The organism is Mycobacterium vicinigordonae (assembly GCF_013466425.1).
Lineage (GTDB): Bacteria > Actinomycetota > Actinomycetes > Mycobacteriales > Mycobacteriaceae > Mycobacterium > Mycobacterium vicinigordonae.
Map to the genome: position 1 here is coordinate 4,675,584 of NZ_CP059165.1, position 17,914 is coordinate 4,693,497.

Below are 17,914 nucleotides of genomic sequence, written 5' to 3' on the forward strand. Positions count from 1 at the left end.
GGCTGGTCGTAAAATCCATCCGATGGCTGAATCCGCGTCAGTTATGAGGTAGATATGCAGTCCAGCGGTTTATTCTGTGGGAGCGCGCGGTGAACCTTTCTGGTACCTCGCCGGCGAGCGCGTGAAGGGTTAGCTGGAGCAGGGAATGAAGCGCTGGACGGGATTACCGTGCCCGCTCACCGGGCTGACGATGGGCGTCAGCGCCGCAGTGGTCGGTGGTTATGCGCTGGCGGCGGCGCTGGTGGTCCCTTCGTCGCTGCTGGGCTGGCAAGGCCCCTACGCCACCCGGCCGTTCGTGCAGGTCGTGACGATCCTCTGCCTGCTCTTTGCGGCGGGCTGCGCCGGGCAGGCGGCGCGGCATGCCGTCGGACGCCGACGATTCGGCTGGGTATCGATGGTCGTTGCGTTGACCGGCTGGGTAGTCGGCGAGATCATCTGGGCGACTCTGGACGTACGAACCGAACTCGACCACGCCAATCATCCCGCGGCGGCGGAGTTCGTGCTGGCTTTGTTCCCGATCGGTGTTCTGATCGCTCTGGCGCTGCTGGCCAACCCCGCGGGCCACAACCTCTGGCGTCTGGTGCTGGACGGCATCATCGTATCGACCTCACTGTTCGTGGCGTCGTGGGTGTTCGTCCTGGACAAATTGCTCCAGACCGAAAACAGCTCGCGTCCCGGCACAGTGGTGCACGTCATCACCGACGTCACGCTGATGACGATCTCCATCCTGGTGTTGTCGCGGGGCCGTCCCGGCGGTCGCCGCAGCATCAGCCTGCTGTCCGGCGGAATCACCACCATCATGCTGGCCGACCTGCTGGTGCTGTTCCAGACCGGAGCCGGCAGCTATCACACCGGCGATCTGGTCGACGTAAGCCGTGTCGCGGGCTTGGGACTGGTGGCGCTGGCAGGACTCGTGAGTACCCAAGAGTCCCCGACCGCGACCAACCTGGACGAGATCACCTCCCGGATCCGGCTGTGGTTGCCCTACCTGCCGCTACTGCTGGCCGCCGCAGTCGGGCTCGGTCACGCGCTGCACCGGATGCAACACGGACCACTGCTAGTCGGTCTCGGCATCCTGGTGAGCGCGGTACTGGTCCGCCAACTCGTCGTCCTCGTCGAAAACCAGGGGCTGCTTACCGAGGTGGCTCAGGAAGCCTTCCGGGACAGCCTGACCGGGCTGGCCAACCGGGCCAACTTCCTGCACCGTCTGGAAGAAGCCGTCGAGCGGCGACGTCACGACGCCACCCCGATCGCGGTGATGTGTCTGGATCTCGACGACTTCAAGTCGGTCAACGACGCCCTGGGCCATCCGGCCGGCGACGAGCTGCTGGTCCGGGTGGCCGGGCGGCTGACTGCCACACTCGGCGGCAGCGAGACTGTCGCGCGGCTTGGCGGCGACGAATTCGCCGTACTCCTGGAAGGCCCACTCGCCGACTCCCACGCCGCCGCGCAGCGGGTACTCGAGTCGTTCGATGCGGCAATCGTGATCGACGGCGTACCCCTGGTTGTCCGCCCCAGTATCGGGTTCACCGTCGCGGTCGCGGAGTCGAAAGCCACCGTGGACGAGCTGCTGCGGCACGCCGACCTTGCCATGTATGCGGCCAAACGTGAAGGCGGGCACTGCATTCGCAGCTTTGTTCCCGATCTTCCGCTGCCCTACGCATTGCCTGAGCTGTCCGGCTCGGCGATCACGGCGATCCAGGACCGCCTCGAGAGTGGCCTCGTACGCAGCCGCCGTCCGGCCCCGCCAGGTAGTGCCGCCCTGGCCCGCACCATCAGGCCGCTCGCTGACGCGGCCAAGACGTCGTCGGACCATCTACACGACATGCTCCCCAGCGTTCGTTGGCCACCCGTGAGCATCCGAATTTCCTTGGCAGCGTTGACCATCGGTGTGCTCGTATTCGCCGCGTCGTGCCTGCCCCACCCGCACGCCGCGCACACCCCGTTCTTCGCCAACGTCCTCTACCCCGGGCTGAACTTGTTCGCCGCGTTGCTCGTCGCAATCCGAGCCCACCGCGTGAAAGCCGATCGCACGGCGTGGATTCTGATTGCGGCCGGGATGGCCTGTTCGGGACTAGGTGACGTCATCTACGCCCGATGGGTAACCGCCGGTCAGTCGCCGTCGATCGCCGATCCGGCCTACCTAGCGTTCTATCCGCTGGTTTATGCCGGTCTGCTGCTGTTGATGCGGGCGCGGCTCAAACGGGTTCCGCTGGCCGTCCGGCTCGACTCGGTCGTGTGCGGTCTGGCTATGGCCTCGGTGGCAACGGCCCTGACCGCCGGCCCGATTCAAGCAGCCGCCGCGCGGACACCGGCCACTGTGCTGGTGGGGCTGGTCTACCCATGGTTCGACCTGGTACTGCTGGCATTGGCAGCCGGGATGCTGCCGATCCTGGGCTGGCGCCACGAGTCCCGCTGGAGCCTGCTGGTGGCCGGCTTCGTACTCTTCGCGGCCGCGGACACGGTGTATCTGTTCGAGACCTCGGCCAGCGAATACCGCGTCGGCACCCTACTGGACGCCTGCTGGCCAGCATCGTCGCTGTTGCTGGCGATGGCAGCCTGGACGGCGTGGTCCTCGAACCCACCGTCGCCGCGACGCGGACTCGGCTACTACGCCGCTCCGGTGTCGTGCACTGTCGTCGCGCTCGCGGTGACGGCGGTGGACCACCAGTCCCACGTCGCACCATTGTTGGCCGCCCTCAGCCTGATCGCCGTGGCAGCCCGGTTTTCGGTGACGTTCCGCGAAGTCAGCAGCCTGGCCGAAAATCACCTGCACGCCATGACCGACGAAGTGACCACCCTGCCCAACCGGCGGTCGCTGGCCACCGCGCTGACCGAGGTACCCGTCTCCCCGCCCCGGACACCCGTCGTCGGGCCGCCGCTGCCCACACGGCCACCGCCCCGCCGCGCACTCCTACTGTTGCAATTGCACGAATTTCACGAGATCAACGACACTGTTGGTCCACGGTTCGGCGACGAACTATTGCGTCAGGCCGCAAATCGACTGTCCCAGAACGTACGTCGCGACGACCTGCTCGCTCGTGTCGGGGACGACCAATTCGCGATCCTGCTCGCCGACGGCGCAGACCTCGTCGCCGCGCGCGCCCAGGCCGGCCGACTGCTCGAGGCGCTCGATGAGCCATTTGCCCTGGACCCGGTGACCGTTGCGGTCGACGCGCGAATTGCGATTGCCCTGTTCCCCGACCACTGCGACCATCCACAGGAACTGCTGAACCGCGCGGAAATCACGCTGCCGCATGCCAAGTCGGCCCGCAGCAAGATCTCGGTTTATGACACGGCGTTCGAGCTGTATCGCGAAAACGATCCCAGTTTGATCGAGGAACTTAGCGCCGCCTTGTCCGACGGCTCCGAACTAACCTGCCACTACCAGCCCAAGATCAACGCCCAAGACGGCAGCGTGCACAGCGTCGAGGCGCTCCTGCGCTGGCACCATCCCGCCCGCGGTTTACTGCTGCCCGAGGAATTCCTGCCCGCGGCTGAACGCGCCGGGCTGATGCGCAAGGTCGCCAACCGCACCGTCGACCTCGCACTCAAACAAGCCCGGGCCTGGCGCGAGGAGGGTTTGCCCCTAACCATCGCGGTGAACCTGTCCACCACCAACCTGCTCGACCTCGACCTCGTCGGCAGCATCGAGCGGCAACTGCGCACCCATGGCCTGCCCGCCGACTCGCTGATCATCGAAATCACCGAAAGCACGCTGGTGGACTCGGCGCGGTCCCGCAACACCGTCGCCGCGTTACAGCAACTGGGCGTGCGCATCTCGCTGGACGACTACGGCACCGGCTGGTCGTCGCTGGCGCGGCTGCAGGACGTGTCGGTGGACGAACTCAAGCTGGACCGGGTGTTCGTGGCGCGCCTGGCCCAGGACCCCCGCTCGGTCGCCATCGTGCGGTCCACCGTGGCGCTGGCCGAAAGCCTAGGCGCCGATCTGGTCGCCGAGGGCGTCGAGGACGAGGTGACGCTGCGGGCGCTGCGGCAGTACGGCTGCACCATCACTCAGGGCTTCGTGCACAGTCCGCCGCTGCCCGGCAACGACCTGCGGGAGTGGATTTTGTCGAATGCGCCCGGCCCAGCCTCGAAGAAACCTGAGCAGCAACGCAGCTAGAACAGTTCCTTGGCGAGCAGCTCCAGCGTGCTCACCCTGGCCGGAGCGGTCGCCGGGTCGGTGCCGCGCCGTGCCGAGGCAACCGGGTGCACCATCACCTCGTCGACACCGAAATGCTCAGCCAGCGAACGTATTTGGTCGGCAGCCTCAGCGGGTCCACCAACGACAGCACGGCGCATGCCACTATCCACAATGTGCTGCTGTTGCGGTGTCAGGGTAGCCTGCTGAGCTTCTTCGACGAGCTGCACCGGGCCCAGGGGCTGACCGGTGCGCAGCCGCGCCATCATCTGCAGATTAGGCAACATCAAAGCTATTGCCTCGTCCCGCGTTTCGGCAACTGAAGCGTTCACCGTCAGGAAGGTCACTGGCTCGTGGGTCAGGTCGCTTGGCCGAAAGTTCTTGCGGTAGTACGCAAGCGCCTCCTCAGTGCCCTGCCCGGAAAAGTGGTGAGCGAACACGTAGGGCAGCCCCTTGGCCGCGGCCAGCTGCGCCGAGTACATCGACGAACCAAGCAGCCATAGTTTGGGCTCGCTTCGCGCGGCTGGGGTGGCCTTGAGCGTGTAGTCACCGGAACGCAGCTCCAGGCGCACACCGCTGCCGCTCATCAGCGCGGCGACATCGTCGAGATACTGCGGGAAGTTCTCGATGTCGCGGTCGTCGCGGCCGGCCCGCAGCATGTACGAAGTCACCGGGTCCGAGCCGGGGGCGCGGCCGATGCCCAGGTCTATCCGGCCCGGCGCGGCGGCCTCCAGCAGCGCGAATTGCTCCGCGACAGCCAGCGGGGCGTGGTTGGGCAGCATCACCCCGCCCGAGCCCAGCCGAATGTGGGTGGTCTGCGCCGCCAGGTAGGCGATCAGCACCGGCGGGCTGGTCGCGCCCACCGACGGCATGTTGTGGTGTTCAGCCAGCCAATAACGGGTGAACCCGAGCCGGTCGGCCGTCTGCGCCAGCGACACCGTAGCCGCCAGCGCCTCCCCGGTGGACTGCAAAGAGCGAACCGGGACAAGGTCTAGTACAGAAAGTCGCACGCTGAGGTCAACGCGTGCGGCGGCGCGATCCTTCCCCAGGGCGCCTTCCCGTTCCCATCCCAGGCGCCGCTGCGGGGCTCGTTCAGTAGTTCATCAGCGTGATCGAGTTCACGATCATCTCGAACTGCTCCTGCGATATCGGCGCGCCACCAGGGATGTTGTCAGAGGCTAGGAATTGGGTGCGCTCGGTGTAGGCGTGAAACCGCTTGAAGTAGTTCGCGAATCCGAGCCCGTGGTCGGTACGGGCTAGCTTGAGCTCACCGGCCAGGATGGTTGCACCCAGCAGGGCCAGGCTGGTGCCCTGACCGGACAACGGCGACGCACAATACCCGGCGTCGCCCACCAACGCCACCCGCCCGATCGACCAATGGTCCATCACGATCTGCGACATCTCGTCGAAGTAGAAGTCGGGCGCCGAGCGCATCAGCTCCAGCAGTTTCGGGCGCACCCAGCCATCATCTGCCATTCGCCGCTCCAGCTCGGCGAACTGAGATTCGACGTCGCGATAATCAATTCGCAGCTCGGGATCCATGAAGCCCAGCATGGCCCGGGCCTCGGAGTTGCGGCGCGCGCTGTAGACCCCGGCCATGGTGGAGTCGCCGTAGTGCCACATCTGCCAGTAGTCCAGGTTCAAGAAGTTGGGCACGGTGAAGATCGCCGCGAAAGTACCCAGCCGCTTGATGAACCGCTCCTCTGGCCCGAAGACCAGCCTGCGCACGTTGGAGTGCAGACCGTCGGCCCCAATCACAAGTTCGAAGGTGCGGGGCTCCTCACGTTCGAAAGTGACCCCTACGCCAGGACCCAGGTTGTCCAGCGCGACAATGGTGTCGTCGAACAGGAATTCGGACTTCAATTTCGTTTCGTCATACAGCAATTCGACGAGGTCGTCACGCAGCAGCTCGATGTCGGGATTGTCGATCAGCCCGCCCGTCGGCGTCGACTCGGTGTCCTCGGACAACACGTTGCCGTCCCGGTCGACCACCGAGGAACCTCGGATTCGGGTCTTGCAATCCTCGGCGGGCGCGCGCAGACCCATCCGGCCCAGCACCTCCAGCGCCGGGCCGCGCACGTCGATCGCCTGACCACCCGGCCGCAGTCCGGGGTACCGCTCCACCACAGTGACCGCATAGCCGTTGCGGTCCAGCCAGTACGCCGCGGTCAGACCCGCAACACTGGCCCCGGAGACCAATACCCTCTCGACCATTAATCAATCCCTGCCAGCTTCTTAGCGTCCGCGAAGACGTCGTCGAGCATTGCCGGAGTCAACCTACCGGTGAACATATTCTGCTGGCTTGGGTGGTAGCAGCCGACCAGTCGCAAGCCGTTCGGCAATTCGACGACGGCGCCATGCCCAAATTTGGCTCGGCCCGTCCGGCCCGCGCCGGCCAGTCGGAGCGCGATCTGCCAGGCGAACCCGCCGAGTGCCACCAGTACCCGCACCTCTGGCGCGACGAGCCGCCACTCCGCCGCCAGCCAGGGCGCGCAGGTGTCGCGCTCGGCAGGCGTCGGCGCATTGGCCGGCGGCGCACACCGTACCGGTGCGACGATACGAATCTGCTTGGCGCGCAGCCCGTCCGCGGCGTCGACCGCAGTCGGCTGATTCACCAACCCGGCCCGGTACAACGCCGCGTACAACTGGTCGCCGGAGCGGTCGCCGGTGAACATCCGGCCAGTCCGGTTGGCCCCGTTGGCGGCTGGGGCCAGCCCGACGATCAGCAGCCGCGGGCGCTGAGCACCCCAGCCGGGCACCGGACGACCCCAGTAGGGCTGGTCGGCGAACGAGCGGCGCTTGGTGACCGCGACCTCCTCGCGCCAGGCGACCAACCTCGGACAGGCGCGACACACGCTGATCGCCGCATCCAGTTCGGCGATGTCGTGCGCCGCGTCGGCCAACTTGAGAACGTGTGCCGCATCAGCGGCCACCGGCGTATGTGGGGTTGCTTGGTCGCCCGGCCATCCGGAGCCGGGCGCGACGGGCGAGCTGAACGCCTGTCCGGTGTTCGGGTGAGGAAGCACAACTACATCCTGCATACATCCCGCCTAGTGCTTGGAACGGGCAAGAAATTCGATGGTGCCGATTGCGGATTGACGTTAGATTCGGCCGCGATATCTGATGAACAGCAACAGTCGCGGCCCGGTGATCCTCGTCCTCTTTGCCAGTCTGATGGCGTGCGCCGGCGACGGCATTTCAATCGTCGCCTTCCCCTGGCTGGTGTTGCAGCGCCAAGGCAGCGCCGGCCAGGCCTCGATAGTGGCCGGCGCCACGACCCTGCCGTTGCTGTTCTCCACGCTTGTCGCCGGAACCGCGGTCGACTACTTCGGGCGTCGACGGGTGTCGATGGTGGCAGACGCCCTGTCCGGCCTGGCTGTGGCCGGGGTCCCAGTGGTGGCATGGGTATTCGGCGCCGATGCCGTCAACGTCGCGGTACTGGCGGTGCTGGCCGCGTGCGCGGCCGCGTTCGACCCGGCCGGCATCACCGCCCGCCTGTCCATGCTGCCCGAGGCCGCCGCCCGGGCCGGCTGGTCACTTGACCGCGTCAACAGCAGCTACGAGGCAATCCTGAACCTGGCATTCATGGTGGGCCCGGGGATTGGGGGGCTGATGATCGCGACGGTAGGCGGGGTCACCACAATGTGGATCACCGCCGGCGCCTTCGCGATTTCCATCCTGGCGATCTCGGTGCTGCGGCTGGAGGGTGCCGGCAAGCCGCTGCACGCGAACCGACCACAGGGACTGAGGTCGGGCATTGCCGACGGGCTGCGCTTTGTGTGGAGTTTGCGGGTGCTGCGCACGTTGGCGCTGATCGACCTGACAGTCACGGCGCTGTATCTGCCGATGGAGACCGTGTTGTTCCCGAAGTACTTCAGCGACCGGCATCAGCCGGGCCAGCTGGGTTCGGTGCTGATGGCGTTGTCGGTCGGGGGCCTGCTGGGCGCGCTGGGCTATGTGGCACTGGCCAAACGGGTGCCGCGGCGGGTGATCATGCTGACCGCGGTGCTCACCTTCGGGACTGTCACGACCGCGATCGCGTTGCTGCCGCCACTGCCGGTGATCCTGGCGCTGGTTGCGCTGGTGGGCCTGGTGTACGGGCCGATCCAGCCGATCTACGCCTACATCGTGCAGACCCGAGCGCCGGCGCACCTGCGGGGCCGGGTGGTCGGCGTGATGGCATCGATGGCCTTCGCCGCGGGACCGCTGGGCCTACTGCTGGCTGGGCCGTTGACCGACGCGGCCGGACTCCAGGTGGCGTTCCTGGTGCTGTCGCTGCCGATCCTGGTGACCGGGCTGCTCTGCCTCGGGCTGTCGTCGTTGTGGGAACTCGATTGCGCGCCCGATTTCGTCCCCGCCCTCGCAACCGACTCCGCGACGTAGGATCGGCCCGGTGAGCGTGCTAGACGACCTGGTTGCTGAGCTGCCTGAGGGAATGGTGATCACCGACCCCGCGGTGACCGAGGGCTACCGGCAGGACCGGGCTCTGGATCCGTCGGCGGGCAAGCCGCTGGCCGTGGTCCGGCCGCGCCACACCGAAGAGGTGCAGACCGTGCTGCGGTGGGCATCGGCGCACAAGGTTCCGGTGGTGCCGCGCGGTGCCGGCAGCGGGCTGTCCGGGGGGGCGACGGCGGTGGACGACGGGATCGTGCTCTCGACAGAGAAAATGCGCGATATCACCATCGACCCCGTCACCCGCACCGCGGTGTGCCAGCCCGGCCTGTTCAACTCCGAAGTCAAGCAGGCCGCCGCCGAACACGGACTGTGGTATCCGCCGGATCCGTCGTCGTACGAGATCTGCAGCATCGGCGGCAACATCGCCACCAACGCCGGTGGGCTGTGCTGCGTGAAATACGGCGTCACCACCGACTACGTGCTGGGTATGCAGGTGGTTCTGGCCGACGGTACCGCGGTGCGGCTGGGTGGCCCGCGAGTGAAAGATGTTGCGGGACTTTCACTTACCAAGCTGTTCGTGGGCAGCGAAGGGACGCTGGGAGTGGTCACCGAAGTGACGCTGCGCCTGCTGCCGGCGCAGCACACCTCGAGCGTGGTGGTGGCCAGCTTCGCTTCGGTGGAAACGGCTGTCGATGCCGTGCTCGGAGTCACCGCACGACTGCGCCCGTCGATGCTGGAGTTCATGGATCAGGTCGCGATCAACGCCGTCGAAGACACCTTGCGGATGGACCTAGACCGCTCGGCGGCGGCGATGCTGGTGGGCGGGTCCGACGAGCGGGGCCGCGCCGGCGCCGAAGACGCTGAGATCATGGCCGCGGTGTTCGCCGAAAATGGTGCTTTGGAGGTGTTTTCGACCGACGACCCCGACGAAGGTGAGGCGTTTGTGGCCGCGCGGCGGTTCTGCATTCCGGCCGTGGAAGCCAAGGGATCGTTGTTGCTCGAAGACGTCGGGGTGCCGCTGCCCGCGCTCGGTGCGTTGGTGACCGGAATCGCGCGGATCGCCGAGGAGCGGGACCTGATGATCTCGGTGATCGCGCACGCCGGCGACGGCAACACCCACCCGCTACTGGTGTTTGATCCCGCAGATGCCGCCATGGCGGAGCGCGCCCACCTCGCCTACGGCGAAATCATGGACCTGGCCATCGAACTCGGGGGCACCATCACGGGTGAGCACGGGGTGGGCCGGTTAAAGCGCCCCTGGCTCGAGGGATACCTGGGACCCGACGTGATGGACCTGAACCGGCGGATCAAGCACGCGCTGGATCCGTTGGGAATTCTTAATCCGGGGTCGGGAATCTGATCGATCCTCCGGGCGCGAGATCGGTTGACAAATCAATCGCGCTGTCGTAGATGTAAGACATGACAGCTGTTGTGTCTCACGAGGCTCCCGCGAAGTTCGTCCTGGCCACCGCGGAGACCTGGTCCAATCCCTGGCCGATGTACCGGGCGTTGCGCGACCACGACCCCGTGCACCACGTCGTGCCCTCGGGGCATCCGGAGGACGACTACTACGTGCTGTCCCGGCACGCCGACGTATGGGCGGCCGCGCGTGACCACCAGACGTTCTCCTCGGCCGAGGGCCTGACTGTCAACTACGGCGACCTGGACATGATCGGGCTGCGGGACAACCCGCCGATGGTGATGCAGGATCCGCCTGTGCACACCGAGTTTCGCAAGCTCGTGTCGCGTGGGTTCACCCCGCGCCAGGTAGAGGCGGTCGAACCCAAGGTGCGCGAATTCGTGGTAGAGCGGATCGAGGCAATCCGCACCAACGGCGGCGGCGACATTGTCACCGAGTTGTTCAAGCCGCTGCCGTCGATGGTGGTGGCGCATTATCTCGGTGTGCCCGAGGAAGATTGGGCTCAATTCGACGGATGGACCCAGGCCATTGTCGCGGCGAACACGGCCGAGGGCGGTATCGCCGGGGCACTGGAGACCGTCGGCGATGCCGTCGGCACCATGATGGCCTACTTCACCGCGCTCATCGAGCGACGCCGCACCGAACCCGAAGACGATACGATCTCGCACCTGGTGGCCGCGGGCGTCGGCGCCGACGGCGACATAGCCGGCGTGCTGTCGATCCTCGGCTTCACCTTCACCATGGTCACCGGCGGCAACGACACCGTCACCGGAATGCTCGGGGGCTCAATGCCGTTGCTGCAGGAGCGGCCAGACCAGCGCCAGCTGCTGGTGGAGGACCCCGCGATGATTCCCGACGCCGTCGATGAGCTGCTGCGGCTCACCTCCCCCGCGCAGGGACTGGCCCGCACCGCCACCCACGACGTCACCATCGAGGAAACCACCATCCCGGCCGGTCGCCGAGTCCTGCTGCTGTACGGGTCGGCCAACCGCGACGAGCGCCAATACGGTGACGACGCAGGCGAACTCAACGTACGCCGGTGTCCGCGCAACATTCTGACATTCAGCCATGGCGCTCACCATTGCCTGGGCGCCGCCGCGGCGCGGATGCAGTCCCGGGTCGCCTTGACCGAATTACTCAGCCGTTGCCCGAATTTCGAGGTCGACACCGAGCACATTGTCTGGTCTGGCGGCAGCTATGTGCGGCGTCCGTTGTCGGTGCCGATTCGGGTCCGATCCTGATGGACTGGCTGGGCGAGCGGCGCACCGAGGTGGCCGCCGACCGGATCCTCGACGCCGCCGAACGACTCTTCACCGAACACGGTCCCGATTCGGTTGGCATGAACGAAATCGCCAAGGCAGCCGGATGTTCCCGCGCAACGCTGTACCGGTACTTCGACAGTAGGGAGGCGCTGCGCACCGCGTATGTGCATCGCGAGACGCGTCGGCTCGGCGCCGAGATCATGCATTTGATCCACAGCGTCGAGGACCCTGTGCAACGGCTCATCGCGGGCATGGTCGCGACATTGCGGATGGTTCGGGAAAACCCTGCGTTGGCAGCGTGGTTCGGATCGGCTCAGCTACCGATCGGTGGTGAGCTGGCTGGGCAGTCGGAGGTGATCAAAGCGCTGGCTTCCGGCTTCCTGAACTCACTGGGTCCCGAGGAGCCCGCAGTGGTGGAACGGCGGGCCCGTTGGGCGGTGCGGGTGATCATCTCCATGCTGATGTTCCCCGGCCGGGACGAGGCCGACGAACGGGCAATGATCGAAGAATTCGTCGTGCCTATCGTGACGCCGGTGTCGGCACGCCGCTAAAAATCAACCAGCTCATACACATACGAGCGGTCCCCTTTACGACTCACCTTACGACTCACCCAGGTTCCCGATTGAGGCAAATCGCCTCGTCCCGCGTCGTCGAACGGGCGGCTCAGAGGCGCCAGCCGTGGATGACGCGGCTGCAATCGTGCTTCGAGCGCGCCTGACCGCAGCTATCCCGACATTTCAGCGGTCCGCCCGGCCACAAATCAATCGACAATCTCGTGTGGGACTCTAACCCGACTGGACCCGAGTGAACCGGTGCAGCAGCCACGCCAACGGGATCGTCACCACCATGGTCGCGATGAACAGACTCAGCATCGGACCGGTGTATACATGCGCCCGCACGATGTAGACCATCGCGAACTCCATGGTGATCAGGTGGATCAAGAAGATCTCGTAAGAGATCTCACCCAGCCACACCATGGGCCGGCTGGCCAGCAGGCCCGAATACCAGCCCTGGTCCCCCAGCGCCAGCGGCGCCACCGCTAATGTGGCAATCACCGCATAGAAGACCGTCTTCCACAGCGCCTCGGGCAATGACGCCGGTGAGGTGGTGGGCGCACCGCCCAGCGGCGTGGAAACGATGAAATAGCAAATGATTGCCAGCGGGATGGCCACGAATGCATAGCAGCGGACGCCCACCTCTTGCAGCACGGTCAACAACATCCCGCCCAGAAACCAAGCCAGGTAGGTCGGCAACCATAATCGGGCACCGTCGGGGATCTGATGGTTGCAGTGCACCAGGATCAGCCACCCCGGGCTGATCAGCGTTAGCGCCAGAATAGTTGCTGTCACCAGCTTGGGCCGCCACCGCCGCCGACACATCAATACCAGCAGCAGGTAGGCCAAACCCGGCAGCAGCACATAGAACGACGCCTCCACCGCCAGGCTCCACATCTGCGTCAGCCCCTGGTGCAAATACTTACCGAGGTAGCCGTCGGTGTAGATCTGGGTGAGCGTCAGATTGCGGATCAACCCCAACCAGCTATGCCCCGGGTTGGGTCCAGCCTCGCGGAAGTGATAGAGCACGTAGGCAATCAGCACGGTGACCACGTAGGCGGGCATGATTCGCCGAACCCGATGCCGCGCATAACGACTCAAGGACGGCGGTGTGCCGCCGGTCGCGGCCGACTTCACCCAGGGCCGGAACAACAGGTAGCCGGACAACACGAAAAAGATCGGCACACCGATCTCCATCCGGGCACCGACCAGACCCCAGTAGCCGTGGGTGTACTTGCCGGTGGTGTAGGCGGCGTGCGTGCCGACCACGAGCAGGGCCGCCACCGCGCGGACTCCGGTGAGCGAGGCCACCCGATCCACGCCGGAGACCTGTTCGAGTCCGCCCTGATCCTGCTCCTCGGACAGCGTCATCCGGCCGGTTTCCGGCGTGGTCTGCTGCCGTCTTTGCCAGGCACCCTCTTATCAGCGTGCCGGTCGGGCCGAAGGTTGATCAGCACACCGGATATGCGGGTTTGTTCAAGCTTTTTCAGCACCGCCTTGGGCAGCTTGGCCGGCAGCTCAACCATTGAGAAATCGGGCCCGATGGCAATATGTCCGAAATCGCTGCGGTGCAGTCCGCCCTCGTTGGCGATGGCGCCGACGATCGCGCCCGGACCGATCTTGTGCCGTTTACCCACATCAATGCGATAAGTGGTGAAAGGCTTGGTCTGCCTTGGCCTTTCGGGACGGTCCTGATGGCCCCGTTTTTCGCGTTCCCGTCGCTCTGGCGGCGGGTCGGGGGCCAGCAGGAACTCCTCGCCGTCGCGGGACTGCAGCGCCAACGCGGCAGCGATGTCGGCCATCGGGACATCGTGCTCGCGTTCGTAATCCTCAACGAGGCGGCGGAACAGCTCGATGCCCTGGCCGCCGAGTGCGCTGGTGATCGAGTCGGCGAACTTGGCGACGCGTTGTGCGTTGACGTCCTCGACAGTAGGCAGCGCCACCTCGGTGAGCGGCTGGCGGGTGGCCTTCTCAATCGCCTTGAGCAGGTGACGCTCTCGTGGCGAGACGAAGAGCAGCGCCGAACCTTTGCGTCCGGCCCGACCGGTGCGCCCGATGCGGTGCACGTAGGACTCGGTGTCGTGCGGGATGTCGTAGTTGACGACGTGCGAGATGCGCTCGACATCGAGCCCCCGCGCGGCCACGTCGGTGGCGACCAGGATGTCGATGGTGCCCTCGCGCAGCGAGGTGATGGTGCGCTCGCGCTGACCCTGCGGGATGTCGCCGTTGATCGCGGCAGCGGAAAAACCACGGGCGCGCAGCTTTTCGGCCACTTCCTCGGTGGCCTGCTTGGTGCGCACGAACACAATCATCGCTTCGAACGGCTCCACCTCGAGCACCCTCGTGAGCGCATCCATCTTGCGTGGACCCGCCACTTGGATGTAGCGCTGTGAAATGTTCTCTGCGGTGGCGGTTTTCGCCTTCGACGTTACTTCCAGCGGACTGTGCAGGTATTTTGTGGTGATCTTGCGGATCGCTGGCGGCATGGTCGCGGAGAACAGAGCGACCTGCTTGTACTCGGGTGTCTCCGCGAGGATGCGGTCGACCTCTTCGGCGAAGCCCATGGTGAGCATCTCGTCGGCCTCGTCGAGCACAAGGTAGTCCACCCGAGACAGATCCAGCGTCCCGCGCTCCAGGTGGTCGATGACCCGGCCTGGAGTACCTACCACCACCTGCGCGCCTCGTCGTAGTCCCGCCAACTGAACGGTGTACGACGCGCCACCGTAGATCGGCAAGACGTTGAGCTGTGGCAGGTGCGCTCCGTAGCGGCCGAATGCCTCGGCCACCTGCAGCGCCAGCTCGCGGGTGGGTGCCAGTACCAGCGCCTGGGTCACTTTGCTCGCGGTGTCGATCTTCGACAGGATCGGAATCGCGAACGCCGCCGTCTTGCCGGTGCCGGTCTGCGCCAGACCAACGACGTCGGTACCTGCGAGCAGCGCCGGAATGGTTGCGGCCTGGATGCCGGTCGGCGACTCGTAACCGACGTCCGCGATCGCCCGCAGCACGGCGGGGGGAATCTGCAGGTCGGCAAAGGTTTCGGGCGGGGTGTCCATCGCTGATGGAGTCTAATGGTGATCGCGAGCCCCGCGGAGCGGGGCGCGGCGGGTCACCACCATCAAACCCCATGGTGATCGCGAGCCCCGCGGAGCGGGGCGCGGCGGGTCACCACCATCAAACCCCGCGGTGATCGCGAGCCCCGCGGAGCGGGGCGCGCCGGGTCACCACCATCAAACCCCGCGGATCGCGAGCCCCGCGGAGCGGGGCGCGGCGGGTCACCACCATCAAACCCCGTGGTGATCGCGAGCCCCGCGGAGCGGGGCGCGCCGGGTCACCACCATCAAACCCCGCGGATCGCGAACGAGGGGCGCGCCTGCCCCACCCTCGGAGCCGGTGACGGTACGGTGCTCCAACGTGTGGTCGTTACCTCGCCGCGCCAAGCCACTGACCGGCGCGGCCACTGTCGCCTTGATCGCGACGACGTTAGCCAGCTGCGGTTCCGGCGACTCCACGGTTGCGAAAACACCGCAGGCCTCGCCAAGCTCCTCGGCCGCCAGTGGCGTGCCGGACAGCTCCACGAACTCGCCGACCAAGAATGCCGCTCCTCCTACCAGCAGCAACCCCCCGCCGGATCCGTGCGCGGTCAATCTCGCCGCCCCCACGATCGCAAAGGTCGTCTCCGAACTCCCGCGCGATCCTCGCAGTCAGCAGCCCTGGAATCCCGAACCGGTGGCCGGCAATTACAACGAGTGTGCACAGCTATCGGCGGTGATCATCAAGGCCAACACCAACGCGGACAATCCGACCACCCGGGCTGTGATGTTCCATCTGGGCAAATTCATCCCGCAAGGGGTTCCCGACACCTACGGTTTCACTGGCATTGACACCGCCCAGTCGACCGGAGACACGGTGGCCCTGACGTACACCAACGGTCTGGGGTTGGGCAGCATTGTCAAGTTTCGGTGGAATGGGAACAACGTCGAACTCATTGCTAATACGCCTGGCCGTTAAGCGATCGCGTTCCGGTGCGCCGTTGCTCACGTGGATGCCGACGTACTTCTCGAGGTCGCGGCTACCAGACACTCCTACGTTGATTGGTGCAGCAGGGACTCGACAGCCGACACGACCTGGGCTGCGCCGTCCTCAGCGGCAATGGCTGCGCTGAGTCGGCGCACGGTGTCGTGCAGTCGTGGGTCGTCGACCGCGGTGCGCATTGCGGCTGCGAGGCGGTCGACCCGGAGCTGGCGCTGATCGATGGTGGCCGCGGCGACGCCGAGCGCGGTGAGTTGGGCGGCCCAGAACGGGCCATCACCGTAGGCCGGCAGTGCGATGGTGGGAACCCCGGCGCGCAGTCCCGCTGCGGTTGTGCCCGCACCGCAGTGATGCGCGACGGCAGCCACCCGGGGGAACAGCCAATCGTGCGGGGTGTCTCCGATAGTCATCACGGCGTCGTCAGCCACATCCAAGCTGGTCCAGCCAGCCTGCACGAGGACGCGAACCCCGGCCTGATCAGCGGCATGCCTGATGATGTCGGAGAGCTGTTTGGCGCGAGCGGGGGTCGTCATCATGCTGCCAAAACCGACGAACACCGGCGCCGGGCCGTCGGACAGAAATCTGATCAACTCGGCTGGCGGCGTCCAGTCGCCGGAACGGGCTGGCCACCAGTATCCGGTGACCTCCAGTCCAGGTCGCCAGTCCAGTGGGCGCGGGGCCACCAGCGGCGAATATCCATGCAGAATAGGCCAGTTGGCAGCTGTTCGTTGCTTGCGCAGGGCCCGCACAGCTATGCGCGGCAGGCCGAGTTCGCGGCGAAAGTCGGCGATCACACGGCCGTAGGCGCGATCGACCAGCCACGTACCCACCGCTGCGGCAGCTCGGTTGCCGGTCGCCCCGGCCGACCATGCGCCCAGGACCGCCGGCGGATATTGCGCTGTCGCAGACAAAGGCTGGAGACGAACACCCAAGGACGGAATCCCTTTCGATTCGGCCCACGGGTGTCCGGCCATCTCAGCAAACGGAGACAGCAGCGCTATGTCGGCTGGTTCATCTGCGACCGCGGCAAGAATGTCGTGGCCCAGTGCCCGCATCCCAGCCGGGGAAGCAAAAGCCGCCAGCCCCTTTATCGGTTGCACCTCGGCGCGGTCAGCGGCGAGCTGGAACTCTGCCGGCAACTCACGAAAGGCCAAGCCACACGCGGTGACCATGTCGGCGAAGGGGGTGTAGGCCGCAATGCTCACCGAATGACCTGCCTGCTGCAGCGCGACACCAACCCCAGTCAGTGGAGCGACATCCCCGCGACTGCCCACGGCGACGATGGCGACGCGGCTCACCGTTGCAACGCCACTGCGCGGTTGAAGATCGTCACCAAATCCTCGGCGTAGGCTCGGGCATCGAAGTCCGGTTCACGCAAGATCCTTTCCACCACCGCATTGACCGCACCCCGCAAAGCAACCGACATCGACTCCACGGGAAACTCACCGAACTCGCGATCCTGTTGCCCCGCAACCAATATCGCGGTGGGGTCCAGCACAGCGAGCTCTTTCCGAAGCTCGTCGGTCATGCCCAACTCATCGAGGCGGCGACCGTCGCTGGGCCGATAGCCGACACCCAACTGCGCCAGCGCCGCCAACTGCATCCGGTGGCCGTCGAAGTACGCGATATTGGCCCTGATGTATGCGGTCAGCTTCCCCGCCGAAGTGGTTTCCGCCTGCAAGGCCGGCGCCACCGCCAAGAGCGCCGAACGGTACATCTCTGCCACGATCGCGTCGACCAAGTTGTCCTTGGTGCCGAAGTGGTACAGCACGGCACTCATCGCCACACCAACCCGGTCAGCAATCTTGCGTATCGACGTCTGGGCCCAGCCGAACTCCGCGATCACCTCGATCGAGGCAGTCACGATTTGAGCTCGTCGCGCCGCCTGGGTGAAAGTCAACTTCTCTGCTTCAGATCGGATGAACTAATATTAGATCATCCGATCAATGCTTGAAAAGCCCAGCTCGCGCGACGGGCCACGACGAGACCGAAGGAGAGACATCCAACCCGCCCCCAACGGACGGCACCGGAATCCCACCCATCGCCCGCCCACGGCGGCGTCACCATTCACCGACCGCAAAAATCTGACTCAACGACACAAGACTTCCAC

13 protein-coding genes are annotated in these 17,914 nt (G+C 65.9%); 6 read left to right on the forward strand and 7 right to left on the reverse strand.

Going from position 1 to position 17,914, the window contains the following annotated elements; genetic code table 11:
* The first annotated feature begins 145 nt into the window (after window positions 1-145).
* Complete coding sequence (locus H0P51_RS20910) at window positions 146-4,126, forward strand: diguanylate cyclase domain-containing protein (RefSeq protein ID WP_180914790.1); 3,981 nt, start codon at window positions 146-148, stop codon at window positions 4,124-4,126.
* Here the strand turns inward: H0P51_RS20910 and H0P51_RS20915 are convergent.
* From H0P51_RS20915 to H0P51_RS20925, 3 genes are all read right to left on the reverse strand, one after another.
* Window positions 4,123-5,154 carry an LLM class flavin-dependent oxidoreductase gene (locus H0P51_RS20915; RefSeq protein WP_180914791.1) on the reverse strand — a complete coding sequence of 344 codons (1,032 nt, stop codon included), beginning with the start codon at window positions 5,152-5,154 and terminating at the stop codon, window positions 4,123-4,125. The genes H0P51_RS20910 and H0P51_RS20915 overlap by 4 nt on opposite strands.
* 82 nt (window positions 5,155-5,236) lie before the next feature.
* Window positions 5,237-6,358 carry an FAD-binding protein gene (locus H0P51_RS20920; protein WP_180914792.1) on the reverse strand — a complete coding sequence of 374 codons (1,122 nt, stop codon included), beginning with the start codon at window positions 6,356-6,358 and terminating at the stop codon, window positions 5,237-5,239.
* Window positions 6,358-7,185: a uracil-DNA glycosylase gene (locus H0P51_RS20925; RefSeq protein WP_180914793.1), complete on the reverse strand. Its 828-nt coding sequence runs from the start codon at window positions 7,183-7,185 to the stop codon at window positions 6,358-6,360. The genes H0P51_RS20920 and H0P51_RS20925 overlap by 1 nt, the downstream gene beginning before the upstream one ends.
* Window positions 7,186-7,267: 82 nt before the next feature.
* Here H0P51_RS20925 and tap point away from each other — a divergent pair, with 82 nt between their 5' ends.
* Genes tap through H0P51_RS20945 form a run of 4 tightly spaced genes read left to right on the forward strand, consistent with a single transcriptional unit; the run spans window position 7,268 to window position 11,772 of the window.
* Window positions 7,268-8,527 carry a multidrug efflux MFS transporter Tap gene (gene tap / locus H0P51_RS20930; protein ID WP_180914794.1) on the forward strand — a complete coding sequence of 420 codons (1,260 nt, stop codon included), beginning with the start codon at window positions 7,268-7,270 and terminating at the stop codon, window positions 8,525-8,527.
* Between the two features lie 52 nt (window positions 8,528-8,579).
* Window positions 8,580-9,899, forward strand: a complete 1,320-nt coding sequence (locus H0P51_RS20935; protein WP_180919126.1) for an FAD-binding oxidoreductase — start codon at window positions 8,580-8,582, stop codon at window positions 9,897-9,899.
* Between the two features lie 59 nt (window positions 9,900-9,958).
* Window positions 9,959-11,200, forward strand: a complete 1,242-nt coding sequence (locus tag H0P51_RS20940) for a cytochrome P450 (RefSeq protein ID WP_180914795.1) — start codon at window positions 9,959-9,961, stop codon at window positions 11,198-11,200.
* Window positions 11,200-11,772, forward strand: coding sequence for a TetR/AcrR family transcriptional regulator (locus tag H0P51_RS20945; RefSeq protein WP_180914796.1), 573 nt, complete (start codon window positions 11,200-11,202; stop codon window positions 11,770-11,772). Before H0P51_RS20940 ends, H0P51_RS20945 begins: the two co-directional genes overlap by 1 nt.
* Before the next feature lie 234 nt (window positions 11,773-12,006).
* Here H0P51_RS20945 and H0P51_RS20950 read toward each other — a convergent pair whose 3' ends face one another.
* Both H0P51_RS20950 and H0P51_RS20955 read right to left on the reverse strand, forming a co-directional pair.
* Window positions 12,007-13,146 carry an acyltransferase family protein gene (locus H0P51_RS20950; RefSeq protein ID WP_180914797.1) on the reverse strand — a complete coding sequence of 380 codons (1,140 nt, stop codon included), beginning with the start codon at window positions 13,144-13,146 and terminating at the stop codon, window positions 12,007-12,009.
* A complete protein-coding gene (locus H0P51_RS20955; protein ID WP_180914798.1) occupies window positions 13,143-14,828 on the reverse strand; it encodes a DEAD/DEAH box helicase in 1,686 nt (561 codons plus the stop codon). Before H0P51_RS20955 ends, H0P51_RS20950 begins: the two co-directional genes overlap by 4 nt.
* Window positions 14,829-15,186: 358 nt before the next feature.
* Here H0P51_RS20955 and H0P51_RS20960 point away from each other — a divergent pair, with 358 nt between their 5' ends.
* Window positions 15,187-15,783 carry an LppP/LprE family lipoprotein gene (locus H0P51_RS20960; RefSeq protein WP_180914799.1) on the forward strand — a complete coding sequence of 199 codons (597 nt, stop codon included), beginning with the start codon at window positions 15,187-15,189 and terminating at the stop codon, window positions 15,781-15,783.
* Window positions 15,784-15,857: 74 nt separating this feature from the next.
* Here the strand turns inward: H0P51_RS20960 and H0P51_RS20965 are convergent, their stop codons facing one another.
* Together H0P51_RS20965 and H0P51_RS20970 are read right to left on the reverse strand one after the other, a co-directional pair.
* A complete protein-coding gene (locus H0P51_RS20965) occupies window positions 15,858-17,102 on the reverse strand; it encodes a glycosyltransferase (protein WP_180914800.1) in 1,245 nt (414 codons plus the stop codon).
* On the reverse strand, window positions 17,099-17,725 hold the full coding sequence (locus tag H0P51_RS20970; protein WP_180919127.1) for a TetR/AcrR family transcriptional regulator: 627 nt from the start codon (window positions 17,723-17,725) through the stop codon (window positions 17,099-17,101). Before H0P51_RS20970 ends, H0P51_RS20965 begins: the two co-directional genes overlap by 4 nt.
* Window positions 17,726-17,914 lie beyond the last annotated feature (189 nt).

Bases quoted from the DNA above. Each gene is read 5' to 3' on its own strand.
- H0P51_RS20910 (WP_180914790.1), top strand. From the start codon at position 146: ATGAAGCGCTGGACGGGATTACCGTGCCCGCTCACCGGGCTGACGATG.
- H0P51_RS20920 (WP_180914792.1), bottom strand. From the start codon at position 6,358: ATGGTCGAGAGGGTATTGGTCTCCGGGGCCAGTGTTGCGGGTCTGACC.
- H0P51_RS20925 (WP_180914793.1), bottom strand. From the start codon at position 7,185: ATGCAGGATGTAGTTGTGCTTCCTCACCCGAACACCGGACAGGCGTTC.
- tap (WP_180914794.1), top strand. From the start codon at position 7,268: ATGAACAGCAACAGTCGCGGCCCGGTGATCCTCGTCCTCTTTGCCAGT.
- H0P51_RS20935 (WP_180919126.1), top strand. From the start codon at position 8,580: ATGGTGATCACCGACCCCGCGGTGACCGAGGGCTACCGGCAGGACCGG.
- H0P51_RS20940 (WP_180914795.1), top strand. From the start codon at position 9,959: ATGACAGCTGTTGTGTCTCACGAGGCTCCCGCGAAGTTCGTCCTGGCC.
- H0P51_RS20945 (WP_180914796.1), top strand. From the start codon at position 11,200: ATGGACTGGCTGGGCGAGCGGCGCACCGAGGTGGCCGCCGACCGGATC.
- H0P51_RS20950 (WP_180914797.1), bottom strand. From the start codon at position 13,146: ATGACGCTGTCCGAGGAGCAGGATCAGGGCGGACTCGAACAGGTCTCC.
- H0P51_RS20955 (WP_180914798.1), bottom strand. From the start codon at position 14,828: ATGGACACCCCGCCCGAAACCTTTGCCGACCTGCAGATTCCCCCCGCC.